The following is a 12220-nucleotide window of genomic DNA, read 5'->3' on the forward strand; positions in this document are numbered from 1 at the left end:
AATTTAGTTGCAGGCTCAGCCTTTAACCGAACCCAAGGTCATACCTTTGACAAAGAAGCGCTGCAGGAATGGATACACGATCAGAATGGGTGCGCTTCCGATGAAGATTTGTGCCGCTCTTACCGTGGTTTGAGAAAGAGCTTCCATTTCTTTGGGGTTCATGCTCATGCTGCTCATATCCCGACCGATAATGACGGTTTGCATAAACGTAGCCAGCGGGTAATCCTTGGCATTGTTCATGTATAACAATCCGTCAAACCAGGAGTTCCAATGAAACACCATGCTGAATAAGGCAATTGTTGCGATGGATGGCATGGAAATCGGCAGGAAGATCGTGAACAACGTTCTGAAATGGTTGGCTCCGTCCATCAGAGCCGCTTCCTCCAGTTCTTTTGGAATGCCGCGGAAGAAGTTCAGCATCAGAATGACCAGGAAGGTATTGACCGCCCCCGGGAGGACCAGCACCCAGAAGGAATCCATCAGGCCAATCTTCTGGATAACCATGTAGAAGGGAACCAGTCCGCCATTAAAGATCATACTAAAAACAAATATCCATGAATATATCGTTCTGCCTTTAAATTCACTATTTTCTTTCGACAACGGGTACGCCGCCAAGAAGGTAATGAGCAACGTAATTGCTGTGCCGATGACCGTACGCAGGAGGGAGATCCAGAGCGAGTTCAGGAAAATCGGATTGTTCATCGTTTTTTTGTAAGCCTCAAGCGAGAAGCCCACGGGCCAAAGATTGACCAGATTCGCATCGGCCGCAGCCTTCGTGCTGAAAGAGACAGCCAGAACATGAATCATCGGTATAATACACATAATGGCGACCAAAATCAGAAAGCAGGTATTAATTATATTAAACACGCGATAAGGCAATGATTTGTGGTACATCGTGGTCCCTTCTTTCTTATGTTCATTCGATTAGAATATGCGATAACCGGCGTATTTCTTAGCCAGACTGTAAGACACAAGAATCAAAATCATGCTGATTACCGATTTGAACAATCCGATAGCGGTGGCAAAGCCCATCTCACCATTTTGCATCGCAGAACGGTATACGAATGTATCAATGATGTCACCCGTTTGATAAACGAGCGGATTGTACAGATTGAAGATTTGGTCAAACCCGGCATTCAGCACATTTCCGAGCGCTAGCGTTCCTACAACCATCAGCATTGGCACAAGCGAAGGAATCGTAATGTGCAGCGTTTGTTTCCACCGTCCAGCTCCGTCAATCTCTGCTGCTTCGTACAACGCCGGGTTAATTCCGGCAAGGGCAGCCAGGAAAACAATCATGTTATAGCCAAATTCCTTCCACACATCCGTCAGAATGACCGTAGACCGGAACCAGCTGTTATCCCCGAGGAAGAAGTATGGCCCAAGTCCGAAGGTTCCCAGAACCCGGTTAACCAAACCTCCAGTGGACAGCAAATCGATCAAAATCCCGCCCAGGATGACCCAGGACAAGAAGTGAGGCAAGTAGACAAGGGTCTGAATGGTTCTCTGTATAGCCATCTTGCGGACTTCATTCAACAGAATGGCGAAAACAAAAGGAACAAATAAATTAAATATCAGTTTAAGCACAGCAATGATCAGCGTATTCCAGATCACCTGCAAGCTGTCTTGACGCTCAAATAAAAATCGGAAGTTATCCAGCCCGACCCATTCGGAGCCGCTAATGCCGAGCCATGGCTTATAGTTTTGAAATGCCATGACTATGCCGCCCATGGGAATGTAACTGAATATGATCAGAAAGATGATGGCTGGCAGCAGCATTACGTGGAATGGCCAAGTTCGTTTTAAAGTTCTCATGATTGCTCCCCCTGTAATTCTTCCTACTCAAGTACTCCCTGAGTGGCTTATACTGCGATTATATCAACCGTTTGCATAGGTCAAACAGCACATAAAAGCAATATAAATGGCACAAAAGCAACCAGTTTGGACTCGCTGTCTTTCTAGTCATTCTTCCTCTGCTAACTCGCACCTCTCCCAAGCAAATCACGCTCTCACAACGACAAAAAAAGCGCACAGACTAATATAGTCTGCGCGCCCCTGTTACTTATTTTTTCACACTGTCATACCATTCGTTAACCTCTTGTGTGATTTGGTCACCGCCACCCGATTTCCATGTTTGCACGAATGTATCAAACGAATCTACCGGGTTTTTGCCATAAATAATTTCATTGAATGCCTGATTCTCAATTTTGTTCAGGTAATCAAGCTTCGATTTCATCGTTGCTGTTGTAGGACCAGTAAACATGTTTTTGTAAGAGATTTCTTCCTGACTGAGCAGCACTTTCGCAGCAGCAGGGGTCTCTTTACCATAGTTAACGGCAACATCCTTCTCAAGCTTCGTTTCAGGCTCTTTGCCATCTGCCAGATTCAGCAGGGCTTTCATCTGAGCATCCGGAATACGAGCACCATCACGAACGAGCAAATAACGTACAACGTTCACATATCCGCCTTCGATTTGATCAATCGGCATTTGTTTACCATTGGCATCCAATTGGTAGTCATAGCCTGCAAACAGTCCGTTATCATACGGGCTGCCCGGTTCTGGGTCTGCATAATTGTCGAACAGGTAATTCTCATACGTGAAGAACGCCTCAGGATGTTCCATGTCTTTCTTAATCAAAATAACGCCGTTGACAAACTGTGTACCGTGACGCATCGCTTTGCCTTCTGGACCGGACGGGATTTGAATCGGTTTCCAGACCGCGCTTGGCACATTTTTCACTGTATCCAGAAGCGGCCATCCGCTCATCCAGTAAGGACCTGGGATAATACCGGCTGTACCTGCCACCGCTGGCTCTGCTGTTTTGTTTTCATCCCATAATGCTGCTTCCTGCGGGATATATCCTTTTTTGAGCCATTCGCTCAATTTGGTCAGACCTTGTTTCATGCCAGGATTGATGGAACCATACTCCAGCTTGCCATCTTCAGCCACATTCCATTGGAACGGCAGTGTTCCGTATGCACCGAAGATCCAGGACGGATCTCCCATCCATGTGTTCATGGATGTTTTGAATCCGATGCTTAGTGGAGTAACCTTGTCCGGAGCCAATCCATCCGGATTTTGGTTTTTGAACGCATCCATGACTGTTTCCAGCTCATCGATCGTTTTTGGTGCCTCCAGATTCAGCTTGTCCAGCCAGTCCTGGCGAATCCACAGCAGGTAATCATTGTTGTAGGCATAGTCCAGTACGGGAATACCCATTCTTTTGCCATCACGGCTGTACTGGTTCCATACATTGGGGTCCTGCTCCATCGCTTTTTTCCATGTGTCAGAAGCATATTTGTCGAACAGCGGACCCACTTCCTGATACATGCCAGAATCAATCAGATCCTGAGCAAGCAGGTTATCCCCAACCGTTACAATATCAGGCATCTCCTGACCGGAAGACATCGCAAGTCGAAGCTTCGTAGCAAACGCTCCGTTTGTATCCGTTACAGACCACAATGATTTGATGTCGATACCAAATTGCTCTTTGGCCCACTTGGTTGCTACGTTATTTTCCATCGATTCGCCATTTTTGAATTTCAGCTCAGGGTCAATTCCCCATGCCGTTGTAAGGGTTACTGCCGGATCATATTTTTCTTTGTATTCGTTTTCAACAGCAGGTGTGCTTGATGATGCACTATCTCCGCCTCCATTGCCTCCTGAACAGCCTGCAAGAACGACAGTAAGACACAGCGTCGTAGCGAGAAGCGACAGTACTCTCTTTTTCGTGGATTTCGCTCTCAATGTTGTTCCCCCTTCAATCATTTTGGTTACCCTTTCATTATAGGCCTGCCGGGTCTTTCAGCCTATGTCACGAAAACAAGATTTCTGCACCTTTGGCAACCTATATGTTGGAATGATGTTGAAATTATGCCTGATCCCGATATTCATTCGGTGTCATTCCGTAATGCTTTTTGAACATTTTGCTGAAATATTGCGGATTCTGGTACCCTAACTCACTGGTAATCTCGTATATCTTTTTGTTGGTATTTTTGAGCAAATACAATGCACGCTCCATCCGCATGCGAATCATATAATCGCCCAGCCCTTCACCTGTCTCGGCTTTGTAGATCTTGGACAAATACACGGGATGCAAATATACCTTGTCTGCGATCATCTTCACGGACAGATCCTGTCCTGCATCTCTCGTTACCATTTCCTGAACCTGCTTGATGACGTGTCTTCGACTTTGTACACCTTCCTGATCCGATAGCTCATCCTGCAGCTTGGCAAGCATCTCCGTCGCCCAGCGGCGAAGCTTGTCAGGCGATTGAATCAGTTGGTGTGCGAGCAGCAGGTCAAATCCCGCATGATCAATCTCATGCACGAGATGCCCCTGCTTATGCGCGATATACATAAAAGCATTCGTTACAGACAAATACATCTCATATACATGCTCTCTGGAGAGACATACGCGGTCCGCTGCATCAAATACAGCATTCAGTTTGCGTGCCGCAGCCTCCCACTGTTTGGTTTCAAGCAGCTGAGGCAGCACGGGTGGCTTATAGAGCTCTTCAAGCGCTTGCGCCGCATCGTTCTCCGGGCGTTTGGACAGCTCTTTATCCATATAAATGACCGTATTTTCCTCTGGACCCGACAATACAAGTGATCCCAGACCTTTACGATAAGCGGTCGTTAGATCGGCAAATTGAAACGGTGCGGTAACCACCATCGACAGATTGCCTTGAAGATAACGAATGACATGCTCGCGGAAAGTCCCTGCCGGTTGCTTCAGTTCATCCACGTTTGTCTGAACAAGCTCCGTCCAGCCCTGACTCTGTATAATCATAACCAGACACTCATGAGGACCTCGTCCAAACCACACATTGAAATGGGGACCGAATACTTCCTCGGCGATATTGCCCACCGCAAACTCCATCAGATCCAGTGATTGCTGATCCATTGACGAGAACCGACCTGTAAGGCGAATGAGCATCATGACCGCCGGTTGATCCGGCTGGAGTACAATCTCGTACTTCTCCAGCTGTTCACCAAGTGCTCGTGCTGTAATTTCGCGGCCCAGCAACAGATCGTGCATCAGATTTTCACGCAAAATTTTATAATCCGACTTCCGGCTATATAACAACCGATGGTATTTATCAAATTCATCCCACTCATCCCGAAGGGACGTGATGGCAGCGGAGACCGAAGCCATGAATTCCTCATCGTTCACCGGCTTGAGAATATAATCGGCAGCCTGCAGCTGAATCGCTTTCTTGGCATATTGAAAATCACTGTGCCCGGTCAGCAGGATGCAGCGGATATGCGCCCATCGACTGCTTACCTCCTCAATCAGCTCCAGTCCGGACATGCCCGGCATTCGAATATCGGTCACCACAAGATCCACGGCATTCTCTTCCAAAATCTGCAGCGCTTCCTTGCCAGATGCCGCACGGAAAACCGTTGTAACCCCGAGCTCTCCCCAGGGAATGGTTAATTCCAGACTTTCAGTCACATATGTTTCATCATCCACCAGTAAGATATCTATCAAGACACTCACTCCCTATCTGCTGAATTATGCAAGGCATTCCATCGTTATCATGCTATAGTCATATGGCGTCTCTATTTCTATCTTTCTATTGAAGAAGATGTTCCTCGTCAACAGGCCAGAACAAGGTAACACGCAGCCCACCAAGCGGTGATTCCGTTACACTTAATCCTGCCTGCTCCCCATACCTGAGCTGAAGACGCTGGTTGACGTTCCATAGTCCACATCCCATCTCTTGATCCATACCACCTGTGAGTTTATGCAGAAGCATCTGCCTACCCAGTTCATCCATGCCTTGCCCGTCGTCATCCACGGTAAGAATCATCATGCCATCTCTCTGTTCTCCCGAAACTCGTATTTCTCCAGCTTCGGCATCAGCTTCAATTCCATGAATAACCGCATTCTCCACCAGAGGTTGTACGATTAGCGGAGGCACCTCCTGCCTCAGGATATCTTCCGGCAAGTCAATTTTGAAACGTATTCGGTCCATACGCATCTGCTGAATTTCCAGATAACAGGTGACGAATTCAATTTCCTCCGTAAGCGGCACGACATCACGCTCCTGCCTCGTCGTATACCGATAGTATCGGGACAGATTATGCGACATCGCAACTACTGCATCCACACGCTTCAACTTTGCCATGCTCGTAATAAACGAGAAACAATTATAGAAAAAGTGTGGATTAATCTGCGATTGCAGCTGTTTCAGCCGGGCTTCGCGCACATGAATCTGTTCCAGATACACGTGTTCAAACAGCTGCTGAATCTGCGCCACCATGGAGTTGAATCGTTCCGACAAAAAGCTGAATTCATTGCGTCCTTTCGGCGTGATTCGAACTGAATAATCCTCCTGCTTCAATCGTTGAAATCCACGAATTAACTGTTTGACGGGGACCTGAACCTGAACGTATAACAGATAGGCCACAGCAAAACTCATCAAGAGCAGACAGATCATGGCCGAATAAAACAGTATATTGGATTGATGAATTGGCTTCAGAATCGCCGATAGTGGCATGTAATCGACCAGATACCAGCCTGTCGTGCTGGACTTTACCGTATTCACCATGTACGGCTCGCCGTCAATAACGACTGTCCGGTTATCCACATCCTTAAGCTTAGCAATAGCCAGCTTGTCCATCAGCTGACCTGTTAGTGCACGATCTGAAGTTCGGTTATAGATAACCCCCGACTCTTCCCGGTAATAAAACGGATCATGGCGGCCATCGTCCTTAAATTTGTCCAGCATATCCCGAATATTGTCACTGTCGAATTCAAGCTTAATCACGGTCTGTGCATTGGCTGCCGGGTCGCTAATGCCGTATGGAGATACGGTGATCCAGCTAAAGATGAATTTCTCATCTTCCCCCTCCTGAATCTTTCGAACATTCCATCCGGATGACATGTTGCCTCGCAGTGTCTGCTGATCATAATAGCCAGCATCTCTTTCAGAGATGACCCTGCCCAGCGTCGGCGAATACAGATATAATTTTGTTGTCCAGTTCGATGAACTTTCCTGGATGCTCAGCTTGTTCTGAATGCGTTTAACCAGATTGATCGTATCCAGATCGAAATATTTACTATCGGCGTAGATCCGCCGGAAGCTCGCAATATCGGGGTCATGGATGAGCAGATTCGGCCACGAGGATAACAATTCGATGTGGGTATTCACTTGATTTTGAAAAAACTCGAGCTGGTTGCTGTTGGAGCGATTGAGTTCATCCCGCAGAACTGCTGTTGTTTTATGGTTGGAATACCAGTACAGCAGTACGACTGGAACCAGCATAATTAGAATTAAAATGACCATTTTGGAAAATAGATTCGTCCGGTATGACATCTTCTTACCTCACCTTGCCTTCATTAGTCAGTGAATCTAATTTTAACGATGCAAGCATTAAACATAAACTCTTTTTTTCTGGGTGAATCCGCTTCACAGCTTATCCGTTATTCCGAACCTAATCCCATTACAATCGACTCTCTATATATCGTAAGCGTTACCATATCCATGCATAAAGGTGACAAAGCCAACTTTTCTGCACTAATTGCAACTTCCACGCAAAAAAAGAGCCGACAACCGTCAGCTCCTTTCTAAATGCAGCATATTGATTAATTTCTTCTAACTTGAAAGCTCTTCTTATGTATTCATTCTATCTTGCTAACGCAATATTCTTATGGAATATCGTAATCAAACACGGTGTTCTCTCCATCCACGGCGACATCTAGGACAATATCGGTTAACTTTCCTTTCACTTGCAGCGGGGAGTCAGCCAATCCGGAAAACGCCAGTTGACCCTTAAAGGTTCCATGCGGCTCAATCTCTATATGCACAGGTTTTAGCTGGACCGATTGCAGGGATTCATAGAGCGGATCATCCTGGTGTTTGTAACTACGGGCCAGGTCAGGCAAGAGCACAGCTGCGACAGGCTCTCTGGTGTAATTTTTGAGTGTCAGGTCACAATTTACCCGTGTGATCCCATTATCCAGTACATCATAGGTACAGGAGCTATCATTTTGGACATAGGAAACACCATGAACACCGGAAGCTCCCCATTTGGCTACATACATTAATTTATCCGTCATGAAGGAGTAACTGAGAACGATAGCGAGAACGATCAGCCAGAGACGTTTGGCCAGAACCGGATATAAGGGCATAATTTCTTTGCGTGTAAGATAGTAGCTGCACACTAATATACCCATTCCAAAAAATAACGTGATATGCACACCACTTACGTAGGCAGTGGTGTAAGGCGACATTCCTATAGCAGACAACATCGTGTCCCCTACAGAAAAACCGAGGTGATGCTTAAACGTAAAGATGATGCCAAACAGCAATAACATCGCAGAGAACACAAGTCTGGTTCTCGACACACGAACACCCCCTAATCAACCACCTGATTATATCATATTTTTCCTTATTATGGTTTGTGACCCAAATAAAAAAAGACGCTTCGGTTTTTGACCGAAAACGTCTTTGATTTTGCAACTCAAATCTACTTCTTGGACAGGAATGCATCGAGTTGCTCTTGTTTGGCTGCAATGATTTTATCAATACCTGCAGCTTTCAGCTTCTCCAGATATTTCGGGATCATTTCATTCGGATCTACTGCACCCGAGGTCATGCCCGGTTTGAACTGTTTGTTCACGTTGTTGACCGCAGCAATTTCATTTTTGACCGATTGACTGTTGAAGGTAAAGCCCAGTGCAGGTGACTTGACGCCTTTGGCATTAAACTCCTTGAATTTTTCCCATTTCTGCGGATCTTCATTATCCCAGAGGTAGTTCAGGAACTGGTTGCCCAGCTGCCATTGTGCGCCCGGATTGTATGTTCGACTGTTCGCATCCACCCCTTGTGGGAGGGTAATAATGTTGTCCTGACCGTCTTTTTTCACATAATGTGTGCCTTCGATTCCGAAATTGAGCAGATTGTTAATCTCTTTGTCGGAATGCAGCAGGTTAATGACTTGCATCACCTTTTCCGGCTGCTCAGAGGAACGGGAGATCGCCAGCATGGCACCGGAAGCATCCCCGGTTGTAATCGTAGGCTGTGTCATTTCAATCTGAGTCAGTGGATAACCAACATACCCTTCTTCTTCCTTATCCTTGCCCGGCTTCATGCCATCGGTCCAAAGGAAAGCCTTGCCTGCCTTCGCCTGATCTTTCGGGAACACATTGGAGGTCGCCGCATCACTGTTGATGTATCCAGCCTGATACCACTTGCGTGCAAGCTCAGCGGCTTCCTTGAATTCAGGGGTCTCTACTTCATTCAGCACCGTCGTTGTACCCGCTGTTTTGGAGATTACACCCGGCACGGATGCATCACCGAGATAATCCCAGTCTAGGTTCTCCAGCAGCCCGTTACCATTGGTATTGGACATATAAAACGGAGTAATACCCGGTTCGTTTTCCTTAATGGTTTTGAGCAATGGCTCCAGATCAGCCCACGTTTTCACTGCGGTCAGATCCAGTTTGTATTTGTCAGCCAGATCTTTGCGTACGAGTACACCACGTGTTGCTGCCAATTCCTTGTTGGTAGGAACACCATAGTTTACGCCATCCACCTGGGAGCCTTCCAGAAAGGCGGGATCCAGATTTTTCTTGATATCCTGCCCATACTTGTCAAGCAGCTCATTAAGCGGCAGGAAAGCACCTTTGGCCACATTGACGGTATAATTTTGCCAAGCCGCCGTGAAAATAATATCTGATTTTTCGCCGGAAGAGATCATCAGATTCAGCTTGTTATCCCACTGACCCCAGTCGATCGCATTGATCTTGAGTGTTGCCCCGATCTTGGGCTCCATCTTTTTGTTGATCTCGGCCTCAACCAGAGCTACATCTTTCTGTGGCGTTCCCGGATAATACAACGTCACTTCATAAGGCTTACCCCCACTCTCCGCTGCACCGCCACCCTCTGCTGCCGGTGTTGTTCCGCCTTTGTCCGATGAGCACCCTGCCAGCACCAGGCTCAGCGCCATAACTGCTGCCGCGATACGCGGCCATACCTTAAACGTTCTAACCAAATGAACCCCTCCCGTCTTATGTTGGACCCTGCAACCGATTGCCCCAATTCGCCATGTTTTCAATCTGCCAAAGTCCGTTCCTTTGCCGGTCCTCCGGCGTGTCTTTACTCGCTGATTTTTGTATATGCCCTCTCAGGTCCATCTTCGTTATCTTCGTTATATATCCGTTGCCCTCTCCGCTAACCGACCGGAGTTACCCCTTCACTGCGCCCACCGTAAGGCCTTTGATGAAATAACGCTGGAAGAATGGATATGCCAGTACAATTGGACCAATACCGACAACAGCCATCGCCATTTGCAGTGTTTTATTCGGCAGATTCAGCAATCCGCCCTGTGACGAAATCTGTGAAGAGACATTGGAGTTGGATGTTAAATATTGAATATCGAGCAGCGTCCGGTACATGAGGTACTGAAGGCTGATCGTTCGGTTATCGGATATAAAAATCATGCTAAGATACCAGTCGTTCCAGTAATTCAATGTGCTGAACAGCGCAACGGTCGCCATCACCGGAAGGGAAAGCGGAAGCACGATACGTGTAAACGTTCTCAGTTCACCTGCTCCATCAATCCGTGCCGATTCAAGAATCGATACCGGAATGGAATTGGCGAAGAAGGTCCGCATGACCAGTACGAAGAACGGTGACAGCAGCAGCGGCATGATCAATGCCAGAATCGAGTTTTTCAAATCCAGTACGTTCACATAAACGAGATACCAAGGAACCAGCCCGCCATTGAACAGCATGGTGAAAAAGATGAAAAAAGCGAACCACCCGCGATACGGCAAATCCCTCCGGGAAAGCGGATACGCGTACAATGCAGTCAACGCTACACTCGTTATCGTACCTATCACGGTTACGATAATTGAAATGCCATAGGAATGGATGATCTGATCCATGTCTTTGAACAGAAACTCATAAGCAGTCAGGCTGAACTTCTCCGGAATCAGCTTATACCCGTTCGCAATAACCGTCGTCTCGTCCGAGAATGAGATCGCGAAGACAAGCAGGATCGGCACGATGCAGGCAATGGCATAGAAGATAAACATACCGTGTATGATAGACGCGGAACGCCGCGACACAGCTAATGGATCACGTGATTTCACAGCTGGCTTGCCTCCTCTCAAAATAATGCATTATCTTTGTCCATTCTCCTTACGATGGTATTGGATACAAGCACAAGCACAAATCCGACAACAGCCTGATACAGCCCGGCTGCCGAGGACATCCCGATATCTCCCCCAATGAGGAAGGTTCGGTATACATACGTATCCAGAACGTTCGTTACCGGGAACAATGCGCCCGATTCCAGTGGAACCTGATAAAACAGACTGAAATCCGCGTAGAAAATACGACCGATCTGCAGCAATGTCATAATGACAATCAGCGGGACGAGAAACGGAACGGTAATGAAGCGAATCTGATGCCACTTACTCGCGCCATCCAGTACGGCCGCTTCATAATATTCCTCATCAATGCCTACGACGGCTGCCAGATAAATGACAGCGTAATAACCGATATTCTTCCACGTATTCACCAGCGGCAAAATGTACGGCCAGTACTTGGGCTCTGAATACCAATCAATTGGTTGTCCGCCAAAGAGCTGAAGAATCGTCGAGTTCATGAAGCCCGAATCCTTGCCGAGAAAGGCGAGTACGAGATAACTGACTACGATCATCGACAGAAAATAAGGAAGCAGCATGAGTGACTGATACAATTTGGACATCGCCTTGTTCTTCACTTCATTCAGCAAAATGGCAAGCCCTACACCTACAAATAAATTCAGCGCAATAAATACGGTGTTATATGCGAGCGTATTACGTGTGATCTCCCAAGCATCGCTGGTGGAAAACAAATACTTGAAATTATCCCAGCCGCTCCACGGGCTGCCCCAAATACCGTCGGCATAGTTTACATTTTTGAAGGCAATCAGAACGCCGAACATTGGCATATAGTTGTTCACCAGCAGAAACAGAATGCCTGGTAAAAACATGAGATACAAAACCTTGAATTTACCTAGATTGTACAGGACAGACTTTCGTTTTCGAACCGGTATATCCGGTATGTCCCTTCCATCCGATAGACGTGCTCCCTTACCCGCCTGGGGTTGTGTCTTCATAACTTGTTCTCCCTCACTCCTCTTGAATTTCATCCTCAGGATGAAACACCGCTGTGTCTCCTGTGGTTCAAGTATACGGCGGGGCGTTCACGTCCACTA

At 46.9% G+C, this 12220-nt stretch carries 9 protein-coding genes; all 9 read right to left on the minus strand.

Annotation, left to right across the window (positions count from 1 at the left end; genetic code table 11):
* Nucleotides 1–15 precede the first annotated feature (15 nt).
* The 9 genes from Q0V21_RS13450 to Q0V21_RS13490 all read right to left on the minus strand — a co-directional run bounded on the left by Q0V21_RS13450 (nucleotide 16) and on the right by Q0V21_RS13490 (nucleotide 12121).
* Nucleotides 16–894, minus strand: a complete 879-nt coding sequence (locus Q0V21_RS13450; protein ID WP_024630105.1) for a carbohydrate ABC transporter permease — start codon at nucleotides 892–894, stop codon at nucleotides 16–18.
* Between the two features lie 30 nt (nucleotides 895–924).
* On the minus strand, nucleotides 925–1815 hold the full coding sequence (locus Q0V21_RS13455; protein WP_024630104.1) for an ABC transporter permease: 891 nt from the start codon (nucleotides 1813–1815) through the stop codon (nucleotides 925–927).
* 247 nt (nucleotides 1816–2062) lie between these two features.
* Nucleotides 2063–3748: a type 2 periplasmic-binding domain-containing protein gene (locus tag Q0V21_RS13460; protein WP_079347300.1), complete on the minus strand. Its 1686-nt coding sequence runs from the start codon at nucleotides 3746–3748 to the stop codon at nucleotides 2063–2065.
* Between the two features lie 124 nt (nucleotides 3749–3872).
* Entirely contained in the window at nucleotides 3873–5495 is a 1623-nt protein-coding gene (locus Q0V21_RS13465) for a response regulator (protein WP_079347130.1), read from the minus strand.
* An 85-nt stretch (nucleotides 5496–5580) separates the two neighbouring features.
* Nucleotides 5581–7326 carry a sensor histidine kinase gene (locus tag Q0V21_RS13470; RefSeq protein WP_079347132.1) on the minus strand — a complete coding sequence of 582 codons (1746 nt, stop codon included), beginning with the start codon at nucleotides 7324–7326 and terminating at the stop codon, nucleotides 5581–5583.
* 332 nt (nucleotides 7327–7658) lie between these two features.
* On the minus strand, nucleotides 7659–8357 hold the full coding sequence (locus Q0V21_RS13475; protein ID WP_301879318.1) for a hypothetical protein: 699 nt from the start codon (nucleotides 8355–8357) through the stop codon (nucleotides 7659–7661).
* Nucleotides 8358–8479: 122 nt separating this feature from the next.
* Nucleotides 8480–10006, minus strand: a complete 1527-nt coding sequence (locus Q0V21_RS13480; RefSeq protein ID WP_301879320.1) for an ABC transporter substrate-binding protein — start codon at nucleotides 10004–10006, stop codon at nucleotides 8480–8482.
* A gap of 193 nt (nucleotides 10007–10199) precedes the next feature.
* The gene (locus Q0V21_RS13485; RefSeq protein WP_024630098.1) at nucleotides 10200–11108 is read right to left on the minus strand and encodes a carbohydrate ABC transporter permease; all 909 of its coding nucleotides are present in this window, start codon (nucleotides 11106–11108) and stop codon (nucleotides 10200–10202) included.
* A gap of 17 nt (nucleotides 11109–11125) precedes the next feature.
* Entirely contained in the window at nucleotides 11126–12121 is a 996-nt protein-coding gene (locus Q0V21_RS13490; RefSeq protein WP_301879322.1) for an ABC transporter permease, read from the minus strand.
* Nucleotides 12122–12220 lie beyond the last annotated feature (99 nt).

This window comes from Paenibacillus sp. 11B, assembly GCF_030487755.1.
GTDB lineage: Bacteria > Bacillota > Bacilli > Paenibacillales > Paenibacillaceae > Paenibacillus > Paenibacillus vandeheii.

What these genes read in the sequence shown, in the direction of transcription:
- Q0V21_RS13470 (WP_079347132.1), bottom strand. Translation starts at nt 7,326, where the DNA reads ATGTCATACCGGACGAATCTATTTTCCAAAATGGTCATTTTAATTCTA.
- Q0V21_RS13490 (WP_301879322.1), bottom strand. Translation starts at nt 12,121, where the DNA reads ATGAAGACACAACCCCAGGCGGGTAAGGGAGCACGTCTATCGGATGGA.
- Q0V21_RS13450 (WP_024630105.1), bottom strand. Translation starts at nt 894, where the DNA reads ATGTACCACAAATCATTGCCTTATCGCGTGTTTAATATAATTAATACC.
- Q0V21_RS13455 (WP_024630104.1), bottom strand. Translation starts at nt 1,815, where the DNA reads ATGAGAACTTTAAAACGAACTTGGCCATTCCACGTAATGCTGCTGCCA.